Source organism: Brevibacillus sp. AY1, from assembly GCF_029870785.1.
Classification (GTDB): Bacteria; Bacillota; Bacilli; order Brevibacillales; family Brevibacillaceae; genus Brevibacillus; species Brevibacillus invocatus.
The window spans coordinates 244,170-260,922 of the sequence record NZ_JAFLPN010000001.1 but is presented as its reverse complement, the minus strand read 5'-3'; the positions used below and the strand labels follow the sequence as shown (position 1 = coordinate 260,922).

The 16,753-nt window shown below is 48.6% G+C and carries 18 protein-coding genes; 7 read left to right on the top strand and 11 right to left on the bottom strand.

Annotated features, from left to right (window positions below):
• Positions 1 to 138: 138 nt before the first annotated feature.
• Positions 139 to 2,115 carry a beta-propeller domain-containing protein gene (locus JZI27_RS01350; protein ID WP_280206401.1) on the top strand — a complete coding sequence of 659 codons (1,977 nt, stop codon included), beginning with the start codon at positions 139 to 141 and terminating at the stop codon, positions 2,113 to 2,115.
• 79 nt (positions 2,116 to 2,194) lie between these two features.
• The gene (locus JZI27_RS01345) at positions 2,195 to 2,881 is read left to right on the top strand and encodes a tetratricopeptide repeat protein (RefSeq protein ID WP_280206399.1); all 687 of its coding nucleotides are present in this window, start codon (positions 2,195 to 2,197) and stop codon (positions 2,879 to 2,881) included.
• Between the two features lie 91 nt (positions 2,882 to 2,972).
• Here the strand turns inward: JZI27_RS01345 and JZI27_RS01340 are convergent, their stop codons facing one another.
• Positions 2,973 to 3,665 carry an MBL fold metallo-hydrolase gene (locus tag JZI27_RS01340; RefSeq protein WP_057133787.1) on the bottom strand — a complete coding sequence of 231 codons (693 nt, stop codon included), beginning with the start codon at positions 3,663 to 3,665 and terminating at the stop codon, positions 2,973 to 2,975.
• A gap of 82 nt (positions 3,666 to 3,747) precedes the next feature.
• Complete coding sequence (locus JZI27_RS01335; protein ID WP_280206397.1) at positions 3,748 to 4,539, bottom strand: ABC transporter ATP-binding protein; 792 nt, start codon at positions 4,537 to 4,539, stop codon at positions 3,748 to 3,750.
• 464 nt (positions 4,540 to 5,003) lie between these two features.
• Here JZI27_RS01335 and uvsE point away from each other — a divergent pair, with 464 nt between their 5' ends.
• Positions 5,004 to 5,933, top strand: a complete 930-nt coding sequence (gene uvsE, locus JZI27_RS01330) for a UV DNA damage repair endonuclease UvsE (protein WP_057133788.1) — start codon at positions 5,004 to 5,006, stop codon at positions 5,931 to 5,933.
• A 101-nt stretch (positions 5,934 to 6,034) separates the two neighbouring features.
• Here the strand turns inward: uvsE and JZI27_RS01325 are convergent, their stop codons facing one another.
• Both JZI27_RS01325 and JZI27_RS01320 read right to left on the bottom strand, forming a co-directional pair.
• Positions 6,035 to 7,915, bottom strand: a complete 1,881-nt coding sequence (locus JZI27_RS01325) for an ABC transporter permease (protein WP_280206394.1) — start codon at positions 7,913 to 7,915, stop codon at positions 6,035 to 6,037.
• A 12-nt stretch (positions 7,916 to 7,927) separates the two neighbouring features.
• Positions 7,928 to 8,695, bottom strand: a complete 768-nt coding sequence (locus tag JZI27_RS01320; RefSeq protein ID WP_057133790.1) for an ABC transporter ATP-binding protein — start codon at positions 8,693 to 8,695, stop codon at positions 7,928 to 7,930.
• A 564-nt stretch (positions 8,696 to 9,259) separates the two neighbouring features.
• Here JZI27_RS01320 and JZI27_RS01315 point away from each other — a divergent pair.
• The 4 genes from JZI27_RS01315 (at position 9,260) to JZI27_RS01300 (ending at position 12,119) form a co-directional block, all read left to right on the top strand.
• Positions 9,260 to 9,406 carry a hypothetical protein gene (locus tag JZI27_RS01315; protein WP_280206390.1) on the top strand — a complete coding sequence of 49 codons (147 nt, stop codon included), beginning with the start codon at positions 9,260 to 9,262 and terminating at the stop codon, positions 9,404 to 9,406.
• Between the two features lie 30 nt (positions 9,407 to 9,436).
• Entirely contained in the window at positions 9,437 to 9,844 is a 408-nt protein-coding gene (locus JZI27_RS01310) for a hypothetical protein (RefSeq protein WP_122911179.1), read from the top strand.
• A gap of 255 nt (positions 9,845 to 10,099) precedes the next feature.
• Positions 10,100 to 11,611 carry a histidine ammonia-lyase gene (gene hutH, locus JZI27_RS01305; protein ID WP_280206389.1) on the top strand — a complete coding sequence of 504 codons (1,512 nt, stop codon included), beginning with the start codon at positions 10,100 to 10,102 and terminating at the stop codon, positions 11,609 to 11,611.
• Between the two features lie 73 nt (positions 11,612 to 11,684).
• Positions 11,685 to 12,119 carry a thiol-disulfide oxidoreductase DCC family protein gene (locus JZI27_RS01300; protein ID WP_280206388.1) on the top strand — a complete coding sequence of 145 codons (435 nt, stop codon included), beginning with the start codon at positions 11,685 to 11,687 and terminating at the stop codon, positions 12,117 to 12,119.
• Here the strand turns inward: JZI27_RS01300 and JZI27_RS01295 are convergent.
• The 7 genes from JZI27_RS01295 to JZI27_RS01265 all read right to left on the bottom strand — a co-directional run bounded on the left by JZI27_RS01295 (position 12,116) and on the right by JZI27_RS01265 (position 16,719).
• Entirely contained in the window at positions 12,116 to 13,039 is a 924-nt protein-coding gene (locus JZI27_RS01295) for an aldo/keto reductase (protein ID WP_280206387.1), read from the bottom strand. The two genes, JZI27_RS01300 and JZI27_RS01295, sit on opposite strands and share 4 nt — an antisense overlap.
• A gap of 37 nt (positions 13,040 to 13,076) precedes the next feature.
• Complete coding sequence (locus JZI27_RS01290) at positions 13,077 to 13,586, bottom strand: acyl-CoA thioesterase (RefSeq protein ID WP_057133877.1); 510 nt, start codon at positions 13,584 to 13,586, stop codon at positions 13,077 to 13,079.
• Positions 13,587 to 13,619: 33 nt separating this feature from the next.
• Entirely contained in the window at positions 13,620 to 14,345 is a 726-nt protein-coding gene (locus tag JZI27_RS01285; protein WP_245997316.1) for a DUF3109 family protein, read from the bottom strand.
• 41 nt (positions 14,346 to 14,386) lie between these two features.
• Positions 14,387 to 14,707 (bottom strand): hypothetical protein, encoded by a 321-nt coding sequence (locus JZI27_RS01280; RefSeq protein ID WP_280206383.1) that lies wholly within the window; start codon positions 14,705 to 14,707, stop codon positions 14,387 to 14,389.
• Between the two features lie 121 nt (positions 14,708 to 14,828).
• Positions 14,829 to 15,113 carry a 4a-hydroxytetrahydrobiopterin dehydratase gene (locus JZI27_RS01275; protein WP_280206381.1) on the bottom strand — a complete coding sequence of 95 codons (285 nt, stop codon included), beginning with the start codon at positions 15,111 to 15,113 and terminating at the stop codon, positions 14,829 to 14,831.
• Positions 15,114 to 15,202: 89 nt separating this feature from the next.
• Complete coding sequence (locus JZI27_RS01270; protein ID WP_251244681.1) at positions 15,203 to 15,940, bottom strand: class I SAM-dependent methyltransferase; 738 nt, start codon at positions 15,938 to 15,940, stop codon at positions 15,203 to 15,205.
• 92 nt (positions 15,941 to 16,032) lie between these two features.
• Entirely contained in the window at positions 16,033 to 16,719 is a 687-nt protein-coding gene (locus JZI27_RS01265) for a deoxynucleoside kinase (RefSeq protein ID WP_057133798.1), read from the bottom strand.
• Positions 16,720 to 16,753: the final 34 nt, after the last annotated feature.

Here is a 16,753-nt window from a genome sequence, read left to right as displayed (position 1 = left end):
TAAACCGCCACTATTATAGCATACGTACTCCCCCATGTCCGTAGATAAAGGAAAACCCAAGTGTGAAACATTTGCTAGAGGCTGGCGTCAAATAAGAAACCTGATGAAGAGATCGCAAAAAACAAAAGGGGGAACAAGATGAAAAAGAGATTTCTCTGGATCGTCTCTTCTGCTCTGGCATTGACTACCGCATTCACCGTCATGGCGAGTACGTGGAGTGTCGAACCAGAAGTAGTCGAAGCAGCCGATGTTGAAGAAGATGAACTACCTGTGGTCGGCTCCTATGAAAACCTGAAAAAATTGTTGGCCAAAGAGATGCAGCAGCGTCACTTGTACGGTATGGTCAGAGCAGAGGCGGAAACGGCGGTTGTAGCTGCTCCGGCGGCTGGCGCACCAGCACCTGCTCAAGACACGACTTCTGCAAAGAGTGCCGATTACTCCACGACGAACACGCAGGTGCAAGGCGTAGATGAAGCGGATTTGGTCAAGACAGACGGAACTTATTTGTATCAGGCTACCTCAGAGCAAATTCGAATTGTGCAAGCCGTCCCGGCAAATGAGATCAAGGTCGCGAGTCGAATCGACTATGCAGGGGGAAAATTTCAGCCTCTGGAGCTTTACGTAGATGATTATCGACTCGTAGTGATCGGACAGTCCTATGAAACCTTGGCAACCAAAGCTTCAGCCGCACCATCCGCGAAAAAAATCGCCCGTCGAACATACGATCAACAAATGGTTAAAGCAAAAGTATACGACATCACAAATAAACAGCAGCCTCGTTTGACTCGGGAGCTGGATGTCGAGGGGCATTACTTGTCTTCTCGTAAAATCGGCTCTAGCCTGTATTTAGTTGCAAATCATTATATCGATACGTACGGAGTCATGGAGGACCAAGCAGAGCCAGCTCCCATCTATCGCGACCGAGCTCAGGGAGAAGAGTATCAGCGGATGCCCTTTAGCGAGATCCGTTACTTCCCGGAAAATCTAGCCCCCAATTATCTCATGGTCGCCGGCATAAACCTGGACGACGCCATGCAAAAAATGTCGGTGCATTCGTATTTGGGCGGGGGTGAAAATATGTATGCATCTGCTGAAAATCTTTACGTAGCTGTTTCAGAGCATAAAGCAGACGCCCCCGTGAAGATTTTCCAAAGCAGTTCATTCGCTCCTGCTCCTCTTGAGGAGAAGATCAACACCACCCTTTATCGCTTTGCCCTGAAAAATGGGACTCTCTCCTTCTCGGCAAAGGGAAGCGTGCCTGGAACCATCCTAAACCAGTTCTCCATGGATGAACACGGTGGATACCTGCGAATCGCCACAACCAGCGGGAATATTTGGCGCACAGATGAGGGCACTTCCAAAAACAATTTGTACGTGCTGGATGATGAATTGAACATACACGGAAAGCTGGAGGGCATCGCTCCTGGCGAACGCATCTACTCCGCACGCTTTATCGGAGATCGCGCATACATGGTGACCTTCAAAACAGTAGATCCGCTGTTTGTCATTGATCTGAAGAAGCCAAACGCCCCTGCCATTTTGGGAGCGCTGAAAATCCCGGGATACAGTGATTATCTGCATCCATATGACGAAAATCACCTGATCGGCTTCGGCAAGGAAGCAGAAGCCATGAAAGACATGGCCTACTATCAAGGAATGAAAATTGCGCTCTTCGATGTGACGGATGTGACGAAACCGATCGAAAAGTTTAAAACCGTGATTGGCGATCGCGGGACAGACTCTGAGCTTTTGCATGATCACAAAGCTTTGTTGTTCTCCAAGGAGAAAGAGCTTCTCGCCTTCCCTGTGACTGTCCATGAGTTGACGAAACAGCAAAAAGCGCAGAACGACATCCGGGAATACGGACACTTTACCTTCCAAGGGGCGTACCTCTATCAGCTCAACCTGCAGAAGGGATTCGTTTTGAAAGATACCATTTCCCATCTGAACGAAGAAGATCTCCGCAAGTCTGGGGATTATTGGTATGGCAGCGATAAAAATATTCGACGCATTCTCACGATTGGGGATACACTATACACCGTTTCAGACAGCATCGTCCAAGCGCAGAAGCTCTCATCCAACCACCCACTCGGAACACTTGCTCTGACAAAGTAGAGGTAATTCTCTGTCAAGCCGACAGGTTCTGTGCTAAGATGAACAGGTAACGAATCAGGAAGAAAGGGTGTCATCCCACGTGGAATATTTGAACTTGAATTTGACCTCAACAATTGCGGGATTGGCAGCCGTTTTACTGGTCATGTTTTTACGACTTCATTGGCCCTTCCGCTTTCAATACATCGCCTATCTGTTCAAGCGCCGACCTGAATCCCGTTTACGGTGGCTGGATGCTTCCTATCGAAAAAACCGCTCTCGCTCTGTAGCCATGCTGGATAAATCAACGCATGAAATACTCATCGGCAATTACGAACTGGCTGAAAAATATATTGTTCAAGGCTTGAATGTATGCAAGGAACGACCTTCCCTGTTTAATCAAGCGATGATCCACTATTTGTTCTACAACCTGGCAATCGTATACTACTCATCTGGTCGCTACAATGAAGCCTTGGAAGTCGCTTTCCGCGTCTATCAGCGCGATCAGGGTATGACGGATTCACTAGCCGTCATTGCCTGCGCACATGCCAGATTGGGAGAAGTAGAAAGTGCACAGGAAGCATACAAGTTGATCGCCAAAAAACGTTCTGCCCGCGACTGGAAGCTGTTATGTCTAGCAGAGATCGAAGCTGCAAAAGGAAATTACGAGCATGCTCTTGCTCATTTGCGCCAATTGATGGGCAATTCCACTCATTTTCAACACCTGAACCGGGCAGAGCTCGAAAAGCGTCTGGAAGAATGGCAAAAGGCTTCAACCCAAGCCGGGTAATCTTACAGAAACAACAAAAACACTACACATTTTCCCGTGTAGTGTTTTTTCATGTGAAAAAAGGAGCTGTACCTTAGCTCCTTTGCTTGTATTATGGCTTATGAATCACCTTAATCAGCTCTTGAAGGAAGGGAGCGATCTCTCCTTGCAAGATCGGGCCGTGTCCCGTAGCCAAATATTCAATCGGCCAGTTCAACAGAATTTCCAAGCCCTCAACGTATACCTGCGCACGCTCAGGCTCTTTTTTCCCCCACTCTTCGATCTGTTTTAAATAGGATGTACGGAGTTCCGGTTCTTTTCCCACGATTTGTCCCAACGGCGCCCCCAAAAAGCGGAGGTGATCGCCTACAAAGCAAACCTTGGTTTTAGGATCAAAAAACGCCACTGAGCCTTCCGTATGAAAAGCGAGCTGCCGAAACTTTAACGAAGCAAGCTCTCCTCCATTACCCGTAAATGTGTGTCCGAAAAACGTTTGCGAAAAATCATCCAGCTCGTAATAATCATCAAGATGAATCCAGTTATTACGAGAAGGAAATAGATCAGCGTTTCCGATACGATCCGCATTTCGATGGGTAAAATAGACGTACTCGATTTGTCCAGTTGTAACCCCGATCTCCGCCAATGCCTGTTGAAAATAAGCACGATGCTTGCGAAGATGGGAATCAATCAAAATGTATGAATCACCGTGTTTGATTACATAACTGTTGACGTAACTTTTCCAAGCTTCTTCATAGGTAAAAATCGCCCAGGTGGAGTCAGCAATTGGTGCAGTCACATTCGTCATGCCTCCATCTCTCCTCTCCTCCCAGATAAAGTTCCTTACTATTAGTATACACAAACATCCTTTTTCGTGATGTTGCGATTGCTTACCGAATGATTGCTTCCTCACCAATACTGATCCAGGAGCGTCCTTGCGATTGTCGGACGTCTACTGGTACTCCGAAAAAACGAGTTAATTCAGGGGCAGTCAAGACCTTTGACGTTTCATCTGCCACATCCACCGCTCCCTCCTTCAAGAGAAGCGTATGGCTGAAGCATGGAAGAATTTCTTCGATGTGATGCGTCACGTAGAGAAGGGTCGGTCCGTTTGGCTGTTCGGCAATTTGTTCGATCATTGCGAGAAGCTGCTCTCGAGTAAGGAGGTCCAGACCTGTACATGGCTCGTCCAGAATGAGCAACCGAGGTGAAGCCATTAATGCACGAGCGATCAGTACTTTTTGCCGTTCTCCCTGGGATAGGGCGCGAAATGGACGATTTCGCAAATGATCGCAACCAAACGTCTCCAGCAATTCGGACGCTCTGTCGAGATCCTCTTGGCTTGGCGTCGTATACAGCCCAATCGTCGCTTCTCTTCCGCTCAGCACTAATCGATAAGCCGTCTCATGGTCGTGCATCTGTGCGATCAAAGCCGTACTTACCCAGCCAATGGACTTGCGCACTTCACGTACGTCGACCTCACCATAACGATGTCCCAAAACATGGACCTCTCCGCTGGTAGGCCATGTATACCCGCAGAGAATCTGCAGTAAGCTCGTCTTTCCTGATCCGTTCAATCCGACTATACACCAGTGCTCCGAATCCTTTACCTGCCAGTTGATATTTCGCAGGATCGTTGTATCGTCGCGCTGCCATTCGACATTTTTCACATCAATGACCATCGTAGCCCCACTCCCGTTCCGTTCGATTCGCTCGATACTATCTGATAATTACGAGTATACCTGTCATTTTGGTGGCAATCAATTCTTTTATCTTTGGTGAAAAAACCTCCATGTGCGAAAGGAAGCCCATGAAGGTTGGAAAGAAGCGCGAAACAGGGAGTAAGAATATGGCATTAATTTACAATTTAATCTATATTTTAGAATAGTTTGTCGTCAATGTCAAAACAGAAGAAAAGAACAGTCGGGCAGGAGTCGCCCCCTACCTTCTGCTCCACTTTTTACTGAATTTGATTCCGTTTCTGTTCCATGACTTCCTTGATCAGTATCACCCCATGTGAAAGGGTAGTTCCTCCGCTAGAATCATTCATGCTAGTTTTTCTTCACTGGGAAGTTTTCATACTCGACCAGACTCAAGATTGGGGAACACTAGAACCACGACGATGCTGCGTAAAGGAGGGAACACCATGATTCGCCTAGGCTATGCCTGCATCAGCGTAAACACCAAAAACAATCCAAACAAAAAAACCACTGTAGCGCAATTAAACAAGCTAGATCCACCTGCCCAGTTGAAAAAACTAAGGCAAGTCATGCAGACCAACTTTTTCAATTTGATGGATCTGCTGGCTTACAATGTAGAGCATGAAATTTTTGTATACCGGCTGCCTTCTGAATTTGTTCCACTCGCTACCCATCCGGTGGCAGCAGAATGGGACTGGGCCAAGGAATTTGCATGGGACTTTAAAAAAGCAGGCGAGTACATTCGCAAGCACGGAATACGCGTCACTGCACACCCTGGACATTACAGCATTCTCAATACTGACAAGCCCTCTGTTCTGGAGTCGACCATTCAGGATTTTTCCTACCACGCTCGAGTATTTGATCTCTTAGATCTCGACAACAATTCTGTACTGGTCACGCATGTTGGCGGTGTTTATGAGGATAAAGCTGCCTCGCTTGATCGATTCGCCACTCATTTCGAGAACCTTCCCGAGCAGGTGAAAAAGAGACTGGTGGTCGAAAACGATGATGTTTCGTTTTCGATGCGCGACGTGCTGGAGCTGTGCGAACGGATTGGCGTACCAATGGTATTGGACATTCACCATCACGCTTGCCTGTCCGACGGCGAAAATTGGGTGGAGTATTTGCCACGCATCATCGACACTTGGAAGGACAGAACCCCCAAAATGCATATATCCTCCCCAAAGTCAGAGCAAGATTATCGTGCCCATGCAGACAACATCGATCCGGAGCAATTCCTGAATTTCGTCCAGTCACTCGCTGATTACAACGTCGATATTATTCTGGAGTGCAAAAATAAGGACGACGCCTTGTTAACACTGCGCCGTCATCTCGTCAAGGCTGGCTATGCGGGAGAAACCGTTGCTTATACTTGACAAGATACAAGCATAAATAGAAAAAACGTCAGGGCAAATAACCCTGACGGTCATGTTCATCATAGCCTGCCCTCTTCTCCAAAGTGAATAGTGCATTTCATTCACGCTTCTTTTGGCAAAACGATCCCTTGGTAAAGTCGTACAGTAATGTAGTAGTAAATTGCATAGATCGCCAGGAAAATCACGGTTGGTACCCAGATGTTCACATACGGGTCCAGGAGAATAAACGAAAACATTTGCATACCCACCAGGACATGAACGAGACCTACCAATGCCGGGAATACGAACACCAGGAAAAGCTCCTTGTAAATGGAACCGATCAATAACGACTGGCGCACGCCGATTTTTCGCAGCATCATGTAGCGGTCCTTGTCGCGAGTAGCACCGGACAATATTTTAAACATCAAACAGCTGGCCATCATCGCCAAAAAGGCAATCCCCAAAAAGAAGCCCATGAACATGGTGCCGCTCGTAAATGCATACACCGCTTCGTAAGTACTGTATTTGGTGGACAAATACACTTCCCGCTCTTCATTTTCAAGGGACGATTGGATCCACTGTTTTTGCCGCTGATCCATGGCTTTTAATGCTGGTTTGTAGTTCAAATAATCATCTACTTGAGCAATCAACACCTGATGCTCACTGCCTGTGATTCCCTCATAGGTTGCCCGATCCACGATCTGAACCGTTCTGCCCTTCAGCATTTCATAGCTAATCATGAATTCTGTGGAAATGACCTGATCCCACTCAGCTGGAACTTCCTCCAGATTCGTACGGTCATCCTGACTGGCGTACATGATATACCCATCATGAGGAAGATCCTCTGCCACCCGTTTGGGTTTGTTCTCGGATGAATAGTTCTCGATGCTGTTCGTCGAAATCAATGGCGGATGGGCAAGCAGATCATCCTTTACATAGTAGTACCCCTTGTCATCCATCTTGTAGCGGTACGTATTCTGCTCGATTACGTTCATATTCTTCAGGGCTTGAATATCTTCTTCGGCCGGATCATGCAAAGTGATGTCATAGACGTGCTGCGCACTGGAAATCAGATCTACGTTCTGCTGGAAAGCCAATCCCCCAGCCATCGCCCCGACGCCAAGTGCGATCAGCATCGCTACCGTACCGAGAACTTTGGTCAGATTGTTCACCCGAAATCGAAGCTGGGCAAATGTAAATGCATTTAATTGACGATCATTAAGCTGCTGATTTTTCTTCAATGCCTGTACAAAAACAGGCAGCAGCGAGATAAAAATCAGGTACGTCCCAATCGTGGTGGCACCAGCCCCAATGATCAGACCAAGCACCTGCAGGACCATAATCTCAATCAGCGCGTAATAGCCTACTGCTACCAGCAGCACCCCGATCAAAGCAACCACTATCGTGCCTATTCCCCTGCGTTTCATGGTGTCGTTTTGCTGCTCGGCCCGGATCAGATCCAGTTCGGTCGCCCTCGCCAAACGGATGGCGTTGATGGTCGAGGTAATCAGAAACAACACCAGGAAAAATCCCCACGTCATCCAAAGCGCCGGCACGTAAAAAGGATAGTATCCCTCTGGCGAAATCTCCAACAGATTCATCAACAGTTTGCCGATCCCGCTGGACAAGATGATGCCGACAATACTTCCAATACATAAAGAAGCTATCCCCATCATCAACGTTTCCCAGAATAGAATCTGGCTAATCTTCCCTTTTTTCGCTCCTAGCACCATGTACATGCCCAGCTCTTTGCGTCGCAGTGAGAGCAGGAAGGAGTTAGCGTAGAAAATATAGAACACGGTGATGAACGCCAACAGGAATGCCCCTACGTTGAACACGATCTGGATGGATGAGATCACCGAATTGCCTTTGGTGAAGTCCGAATTGAGGGCAAGCGTCTGAAACATGTAGAAAATCGAGATGGAGATGACCAGGCCCACCAGTAGAACTAGGTAATCCTTCATCATCTTTCGCATACTGGACAAAGATAGCTTGAATAGCATCAATCGTACCTCCTAGTGCACATCATGTGATGCACCCAGCTCGGCCAGTACATCCAGAATTTGTTTGAAAAAGGGTTGTCGATCCCCAGTCCGGTGAATCTCGGTATAGAGCTTGCCGTCCTGAATGAACAGGATTCGCTTGCAATAGCTTGCGGAAAATGCGTCATGAGTGACCATCATGATGGATACTTGGTGATTTTCGTTCAGGTCTGTCATCGTTTCGAGCAAGCTTTTGGCATTCTTGGAATCCAGTGCACCCGTCGGCTCATCCGCCAGTAAAATGGCTGGATCATGAACGAGCGCACGTGCTGCTGCGGCCCGTTGCTTTTGTCCTCCGGATATTTGCACGGGATATTTTTGCAAAATCTCTTCGATTCCGAGTGTTTGCGCCACCCTATTTACCTTGGTGACAATTTCTTTCGACGATACACCCTGAAGGGAGAGCGGCAGCGCTATGTTCTCGTAGACGGTCAGATTCTCCAAGAGGTTGAAATCCTGAAAAATAAAACCCAGTTTTTGTGAGCGAAAATCCGCCAGCTGGTTTTGTTTCATCTGTGTAATATTTGTTCCTGCAATTTCGATCAAGCCTTCCGTTGGCCGATCCAACGTGGAAATGACGTTGAGGAGCGTCGTTTTTCCTGAACCGGATGGCCCCATGATTCCGACGAATTCTCCTTTTTCAATCGTGAGCGATACTCCTTTTAAAGCATGTGACTGGCTTTCCCCTTTTTTCCCGTATATTTTCTGAACGTTTTTCACATCTAGTACGGACGCACTCATTGTCGTTCCTCCATTTCATTTCCTATCATCTAGCTGGCGTACTTTCGTAAAGGCTCGCTATTACTGTAACGAAATTCCATTGAGGTTAGCTATTGATCTACCTTACAGTTTGCTTTCGGTTTTGTAAGGAAAGAGAACATAGAAAAACCGCCAGGCAACATCCTGACGGCTCTATACGGACAGATATCCAGCAAAAAAGCAGCCGTTCTTCCCGGGAAGATTGACTGCTTTTAGGGGCTTTCACCTGTAAGCTTCTCTTAATAGGAACAGCCACAGTCGCAGCGATGTCCTGAAGAGGATGAGGATGAAGAGCAAGAAGACGAGGATCTTCTGTGCCCAGAGGAGCTGCTTCCTCCGTCGTACATCCGGCAGCGATCATGGTAGTGTTTCATTCTTTGCTTATGATGCTTGTAATGCTTTCTGTATTCGCTGTATTTTCGTCTGTGCTCTCGATGCTCGTGGCACTTGTGCTCGAAAAAGTGCATCCGATCCCGGTGAAAATGAAGCTTGAACAGATACAGTTCGATTTCTGCTTCATGCTTGGAGCGGGAACGAGGAGGTCGCATGTTTGGAGACATGTTTGGTGACATGTTTGGCGGCATCGGATTCGCTGGCATGCGATTAGGCGGCATCGGATTCGCTGGCATGCGATTGGGTGGCATCGGATTCATCGGCATACGGTTTGGAGGCATCGGATTCACCGGACTTTGATTGGATGGCATACGGTTTGGAGGCATGGGTTTGATTGGAACACGCTTCGGCGGCATCGGATTGGCTGGTTTCGGGATCGATTGGTTAGGTGCTGGAATAATGGGCCTTTGCGGCATGGGTCTAGCAGGGCGATGTTCCTTCTTCGGCATTGGCATATTGGGTGACGGTAGGTTTGGTGAAGGTAGGTTTGGTGACAGATTTGGGGAAGGCATGTTCGGTGATGGCATCGATGGAGATGGGCGGGAAGGCGATGGTAGCGGCATGCTCGAAGAAGGTGGTTTTGGCATTTCTTTAGGCCGCCTTGGCGGCGTTGGTGGCACTTTTCGACGTTTTTCCAAAGACTCTCACACGTCCTTTCGGGTAAAATCACACAGTACATGGTATGACGTTTATCACGATCAAGAAACGACACTTGCCCATATTGGAAAAAAGGACTAAGCCCGTTTTTTCCGAACAGGTGCAGAAGCCGTGCCATCCTCCTATTGACTGCGCGAATGTATCAGGTAAAATGGTATCAATAACAGAATTATCCAAACACGCACAGAGAGCGAAAGTGAGGAAAACGTATGCCGGGCGACAGGCTATTCACGTTTTGCCATTTGCATATACAAACCCAGGAAGAGGGGTTAGGATCATAGATCCTACCCCTCTTCCTTTTTCGTTCTCTGCTCTGCTAAAGGAGGAAAATATACCATGTCTTCACTGCCAGTCGTTGAATTGGACGGAAATACGCTGCATATCGAGCAGGTCATTTGCATCGCAAAATCACAATCTCTGATATCCATCCCTGAAGCCGCTCGCGAAAAGGTGCGTCACTCTCGAACGATGGTGGAACAGATGGTCAGTGGACAGCAAGTCGTGTACGGGATAACCACAGGCTTCGGCAAATTCTCGGATGTCATGATCACAGGTGAGGATGTCACCCAGCTTCAAGAAAACCTGATCATGAGTCACGCTTGCGGTATGGGAGAACCGTACCCTGTAGAAGTCGTTCGTGCAATGATGACATTGCGGATCAACGCGCTGGTAAAGGGCTATTCGGGAATCCGGGAAGAGACCTTGCTTCATCTGGTTGAGCTGGTCAATCGAGGCGTTCACCCGATCATCCCGCAGCAAGGCTCGCTCGGGGCAAGTGGTGATCTTGCTCCACTGGCTCATATGGTTCTGGTCATGCTCGGAAAAGGCGAGGCTGAGGTGAATGGAAAGCGAATGTCCGGCGCAGAGGCATTGGCCTTAGTCGGGTTAAATCCGATCCGACTTCAGGCGAAGGAGGGGCTTGCTCTCATCAACGGTACACAGGCCATGACTGCCCTCCTCTGCCTCGCGCTGGACGAAGCCAGAACTGTCATGGAAACCGCAGAGGTGGTCGCTGCGATGACCGTAGAAGCTCTGCGTGGCATTCCCAAAGCATTTGACCCACAGCTTCATCTGGTTCGACCTCATCCTGGCCAGCAGGAGTCTGCCCGTCGACTCCTGCAACACCTGCAGGGCAGTGAACGTACCACAATCCAGGGAGAAATTCGCGTGCAGGATGCCTATAGTCTTCGCTGCCTTCCACAGGTTCACGGTGCAACACGCGATACACTCGAATACGTCTGGACCACCGTGTCCCGTGAATGCAACAGTGTAACCGACAATCCGGTGCTGTTTACGGAAACGGGAGATGTGATATCCGGAGGGAATTTCCACGGACAGCCGATGGCTTTTGCTGCGGATTTCCTAGCGATTGCAATCGCAGAGCTCGGCAACATCTCCGAACGGCGGACTGAGCGTCTGGTCAATCCACAGCTCAGCGGACTACCCGGATTTTTAACGGAAAACGGCGGACTTCATTCCGGCTTCATGATCACACAGTACGTAGCCGCTTCCATCGTTTCCGAGAACAAAGTGCTCTGTCACCCTGCCTCTGTCGATTCCATCCCCTCATCGGCAAATCAGGAGGATCATGTCAGCATGGGCACGACTGCGGCCCGCAAACTGAGAACGGTCGTGGCCAACACCGCAAAGGTACTCGCCATCGAGTATGTAGCAGCAGCGCAGGCCATTGAGTTTGGGACTGGTGAGCTTGGTTCAGGTACAAAACGCGCCTATGAACTCATCCGGCAGGTCATTCCACGATTGCGTGAAGACAGAGAAATGTACCTTGATTTGGCCAAAGCAGAAGATTTGATTCGCCAAGGAGCCCTGCGCGGGAATGGGCCATAGGAAAAAGTGTTCCGATTTGTTAGAATAGAAGTATGGATCCCTTTCATTTCCTGGTCCAATGGAGGTCTGCTGTATGACAGAGAAGTCCCCTATCCCCATGACTCATCCGCCAGAAGCGATTCTGCTCTATGACGGGGTATGCCACATGTGCCACTCTTCGGTCCAATTCGTTCTTCGCCACAATGATAATGAAGACGTTTACTTTGCTTCCCTGCAATCGGAAATGGCGCAAAAGCTGCTAGCGACACATGGTTATTCTACAGTTGAACTGCAATCTGTGGTTTTTATCGAAGACGATCGGCTGTATACGAAATCTGATGCGGCATTACGGGTTGGAAAAAAACTAAACGGGGGATGGCGCACCCTCAGTCTCATTGGGCTTGCCGTCCCCCGCTTCATACGGGATCCGATCTATACATGGATTGCTCGCAACCGCTACCGGTGGTTTGGTAAAAGCGAGCAGTGTTTACTGCCTACACCGGAAGTCCGTGCTCGTTTTCTCGATTAAAGTTGCGGTCGTGCCTGCGGATGTTGATCACTCGCGAGCTCGGCCGCTTTTGCATTCGCTTCGACCTGTGCCGGGCTTTTACTCCCTGGAATAACCGTTGTCACAGCAGGATGGTTGAGGCACCAGGCCAGCGCCCATTGTGCCATATCAATCCCCTCTGGCACTTCGTTGCGCTTGATCTCCTCCACCTGTGAAAGCAGCTGTTTGACATGCTCAGGGTCATGTCTGTGGCGCACGTCATTGCCAGCAAACACAGTACCCGGCTTGTACTTTCCGCTTAAATATCCACTCGCCAACGGTACACGTGCCAGCACCCCCAAATCCTGCTCCTGGCAGGATGCAAACACAGCCTCTTCCGGTTTGCGATCCAGGCGGTTGTAAACGACCTGTATCGTTTGGGCATTTATTTTAGTCGAGGATGCGGTTTGGTGCAGATTGTCGTTTTTCGCGATGGAAAGACCTAGATGACGAATCTTTCCTGCACTCACCTGTTTATCCAGCATGGTCCAGAGGTCGTCATTGTCAAAGGCTTCATCTGGGCCTGAATGAAACTGGTACAGATCGATGTAATCCGTCTGCAGGGCTTGAAGGGACTTGTCGAGTTGGTCCAGAACCTCTGCTGCACCATAGTGATTGGTTCGAGTAAAGCGATCGTGAAAATGATGACCAAACTTGGTGGCGACAATCCAGTCCTCACGACGGTCACGCTTCAGATAGTCTCCGATCAGACGTTCTGAAAGATGGTCACCGTAACATTCCGCGGTATCGATCAAATTAATGCCCAGCTCCTTGGCTGTGTGCAAGATCTGATCGACCTCGCCTTGCGTGAAGTCCATTCCCCACTCTCCACCAAACTGCCACGTTCCCACGCCTACGACGGAAACAGTCAAATCCGTTTTCCCCAGTCTGCGGTATTTCATCGTTTCTTCCTCCCTCACTCACGCTTTTTTTGGACAATCAAATGTTTTTCTTGATCGTCAGATGATCGATAAACGCCTGTGTATTTTGTTTGCGCTCTTTCCGCATTTTTTTACGGTCATCAGCGGTATCCAAGAGGTATTTTTCCGCTTCGGTTTCTGGAATAACAGGCGGTACTTCTGTCGGATTGCCTTCTTCATCCAAAGCAACGAACGTGAGGAAGGATGTAGCTGTCAATACACGCTCACCAGTCCGCAAATTCTCAGCGACCACCTTCACGAAAATCTCCATTGAGGTTCTTCCAGTCGAAGACACATAGGCCTCCAGACAAATGGATTGCCCCATTTTGACCGGTGCGAGAAAGTCGATGGAATCGATGGATGCCGTCACAACAGGACGACGTGAATGGCGCATGGCTGCAATAGCCGCTACTTCGTCAACATAAGCCATCATGGTTCCACCAAAAATCGTTCCGTGGTAGTTGGTATCCGAAGGCTGGACCAGAGAAGCCTGGATCGTACGCGATTCTTGAGTTGTTTTACCTATCATCACTGTTGCTCCTTTTCTCATAAAGCTTTCATCCTATCCTATGGTTGTAGCACTTTGTTCAATCTTCTCTTGCAGTATGCTCTCGATACGTTTCGCCTCATCGCCTAGCAAATAACGAAACAAGGGAAGATTCCACTCGTAGGCTGGCCGATATCCATCCACTGCAAAAAGATGGGCATCAAGATGTGTAGCTACTTTTCGTCGATCGAGACTAGCGCAATAAAATTGCTCCAAATAATCGGTGCCCCACCTGGAAAAAGAAGATGTCTCATTGGTTACAGCGGTCAGAAGGATACCAAGATCCGTCTGTATGAGGTCCAAAGGATAGAGCTGGCAGCTAAAGGGCTTTAACGGCAGCACGTCTTGCTCCATCTGCTCGGCGTAAGCGTGAATCGCACAACCGTAGCGACCATCCCGCTCCTGATAAAACATACAGTTGCCATGCTCCATCCGAATGGTTCCAGGCGTCTTGTCCCAGACACCTTGATCCAGCCACTTTTTTGTTTTTTGCCTGTCCGTCAAATGTGCAGAAATCGCCGGAAATTCTCGCTCCAGAATAAAAACTTGTCGGGATTCCACCGCGTAGGGTTGTCCGCCTTCGCAGCATGTTTCCCGATGAACGCGACGGCAGTTCCAGCAATCCAAATGAAACAGGGAGAGCAGCGCTGCTGTGTCGATTAAGTATTTCCCTGCCTGAACCAACTCCCTCTTGTTCCGCTTCAGGTACTTTTCACAGTGATAAACTTCACTGCTTGTCATCGGATCTGTTGTCCCTATAAAAGAATAATTGCGCTCGCTTCTCATTTTTCCAGAACGAGCTCTGCTTCCGTACCAAAGATGGACAACCGACCTTCTTCCCAAACAGCCAGATCCACTTCCTCACTTGGTATTTCCATTAGGATTTCCACGATCTCCCCATCTTCTGCGGTGAGAATCAAGAGTAAATCCTTTTCGTCAAACTCATTATCCGTGAGCTTAAGCTCTGTCAGTGTGCCCCGAAACTGTGAGACTTCCTCATCCTCATTCTCGGTATCCCACTGGGTAAAGGAAAATGCCGCTTCCTGCTGTGCAAATTGTTCTTTCAAAACCTCAAGCAAACGCTCGTGCCGCTGAATTTCCATTCATGATCCCTCCGATATCTACTTACAGCCCATCATAGCAGAAGGCCAATCCAGATGCTACGGCTGAAACGTGAAAAACCGCCTCGTGAAGAGAAGCGGCTTTCTACCGTTTGAATCGGATTTAGCTCACCTTGCTGATCGTCTGTGCCAAAGCAAAGTCCTTGCCTGTCAAGCCTCTCGCTTCACGTGTCGTCAAAGTAAAAGTGACTGTACCTACACTCAAATGAATCTCAACATGCTGACTATCGTGCTCCAAGCATTCGGCCACTCGATTGACCAGTCGGATTGCCTCAGCAAAATCCGCACAGTGATAGGTGCGAGACAGCGCCATCCGCTCCTCCACCAGCTTCCAGCCAGGAACCTTGCTTAAATACAGCTTCACTTGCTCAACCGACAGCTTACTCATGATAAGCTCCCCCTTATAGTCCGATGATGGTATGTAACACCATCTTATTCAGGGAATGATGCGCTTAGTCACGCTTATCCGCACTCCCTTTATTGCTTGTTAGCATAGAAGATCATGCGGGGAGAATCGGTTGCCACATAGGGTTGAAACTCGTAATTGCCGAATACCTGAATCTGTCCAAAACCAGCCTCTTCCAGCATGCTCATCATTTGCTCCACCGTAAACAATCGAACCTGCTCCATGTACTCACGAGGCTCTCTTGATGATTCATCACGAATCATGATCCGCTTTTTCACGAAACCGTCCTGAATCCAGCGCTCTTCATCAATCCTCATATCTTTGACCTCTTTCGTTGAACGAGGCACCAGATGGTCTTTGACGTAAGACGGATTGAGATAATCGATGATCAACTCGCCCTCCGACTTCAGGGCCTTAGCCATATTGCGGATGACTTTTGCATTTTCTTCGTCTGACGAGAAGTAGCCAAAGCTGGTGAATAAATTTACGACAATATCAAATTCGTTTTGAAACGGAATATCGCGCATGTCGCAGCGGACAAAACGGAGATTGGAAAAGTGATTCTGCTCTTCCGCCAACTGCAAAAGGACAGGCGATAAATCGACTCCAACGACTTCATAGCCCCGGCTAGCCAGTGCACGTGAATGACGCCCGCTTCCACAGCAAAGATCGAGTACCTTCCCCTGCTGCTTGATCGGCAGCCGTGCCAGCAAATTGCCAATTTCTTCATTCGCTGCTGAATCATCACGGTGCCGGTAAACCAGCACATAATCTTCGCGAAAGCTGCGTTCAAACCATTCTTCTGCCATGTCTGAGCTCCTTTTATCTTTCCAGAATGCTCCTATTATACCATAGAGGGGTTTGTTCGTTAGCCGATTCCTTTACGCAAAGTGTCGATGCGTTAAAGGCGAGTGGCTCTCCCGATTTTGATTTTCTCAGCCACGCGTGCGATGATACTTTCCATTGAGGTAGGCTCATGGACCACATCGTATTCGTTGATATTGATGCGCAAAATCGGGCAGGCCGAGAATGACGCAATCCACTCCTCGTAGCGTCCGTACAGGTCCTGCCAGTAATCGATCGGTGTTTGCTGCTCCATCGGGCGTCCGCGTTCCTTTACCCGACCGATGATATCTTCGAAACTGCCTTCGAGATAAATCAAAATATCAGGATGCGGAAAGTAAGGTGTCATGACCATCGCTTCAAACAACTCGGTATAGGTGCGATAGTCCTCCTCCGTCATATTCCCCTGCTCATACAGCATGCGCGCAAAAATTCCGGTATCTTCATAAATCGAGCGATCCTGGACAAAGCCGCCGCCGTACTCAAACATCCGTTTTTGTTCCTTGAAGCGCTCAGCCAAAAAGAAGATTTGCAAATGAAAGCCCCACCGGGACAAATCGTCGTAATAACGCCCCAAATACGGGTTGTTGTCCACTTTTTCTACAGAAACCCGAAAACCCAATTGATCAGCCAAAGCATGGGTAAACGTCGACTTCCCGACTCCGACCGTACCGCCGATCGTGATCACGGCATTACTGGGTATTCCGTATTTTTCTCGCAGAGGACTGCTATGAAACCTTGCCATGTACGCAACTCCTTATTTACATTCTTGCCCTTCA

Coding starts and splice junctions, on each gene's coding strand:
- JZI27_RS01350 (WP_280206401.1), top strand. CDS start 139: ATGAAAAAGAGATTTCTCTGGATCGTCTCTTCTGCTCTGGCATTGACT.
- JZI27_RS01340 (WP_057133787.1), bottom strand. CDS start 3,665: ATGACGAATGTGACTGCACCAATTGCTGACTCCACCTGGGCGATTTTT.
- JZI27_RS01335 (WP_280206397.1), bottom strand. CDS start 4,539: ATGGTCATTGATGTGAAAAATGTCGAATGGCAGCGCGACGATACAACG.
- uvsE (WP_057133788.1), top strand. CDS start 5,004: ATGATTCGCCTAGGCTATGCCTGCATCAGCGTAAACACCAAAAACAAT.
- JZI27_RS01325 (WP_280206394.1), bottom strand. CDS start 7,915: ATGCTATTCAAGCTATCTTTGTCCAGTATGCGAAAGATGATGAAGGAT.
- JZI27_RS01320 (WP_057133790.1), bottom strand. CDS start 8,695: ATGAGTGCGTCCGTACTAGATGTGAAAAACGTTCAGAAAATATACGGG.
- JZI27_RS01315 (WP_280206390.1), top strand. CDS start 9,260: ATGTTTGGAGACATGTTTGGTGACATGTTTGGCGGCATCGGATTCGCT.
- hutH (WP_280206389.1), top strand. CDS start 10,100: ATGTCTTCACTGCCAGTCGTTGAATTGGACGGAAATACGCTGCATATC.
- JZI27_RS01300 (WP_280206388.1), top strand. CDS start 11,685: ATGACAGAGAAGTCCCCTATCCCCATGACTCATCCGCCAGAAGCGATT.
- JZI27_RS01295 (WP_280206387.1), bottom strand. CDS start 13,039: ATGAAATACCGCAGACTGGGGAAAACGGATTTGACTGTTTCCGTCGTA.
- JZI27_RS01290 (WP_057133877.1), bottom strand. CDS start 13,586: ATGATAGGTAAAACAACTCAAGAATCGCGTACGATCCAGGCTTCTCTG.
- JZI27_RS01285 (WP_245997316.1), bottom strand. CDS start 14,345: ATGACAAGCAGTGAAGTTTATCACTGTGAAAAGTACCTGAAGCGGAAC.
- JZI27_RS01280 (WP_280206383.1), bottom strand. CDS start 14,707: ATGGAAATTCAGCGGCACGAGCGTTTGCTTGAGGTTTTGAAAGAACAA.
- JZI27_RS01275 (WP_280206381.1), bottom strand. CDS start 15,113: ATGAGTAAGCTGTCGGTTGAGCAAGTGAAGCTGTATTTAAGCAAGGTT.
- JZI27_RS01270 (WP_251244681.1), bottom strand. CDS start 15,940: ATGGCAGAAGAATGGTTTGAACGCAGCTTTCGCGAAGATTATGTGCTG.
- JZI27_RS01265 (WP_057133798.1), bottom strand. CDS start 16,719: ATGGCAAGGTTTCATAGCAGTCCTCTGCGAGAAAAATACGGAATACCC.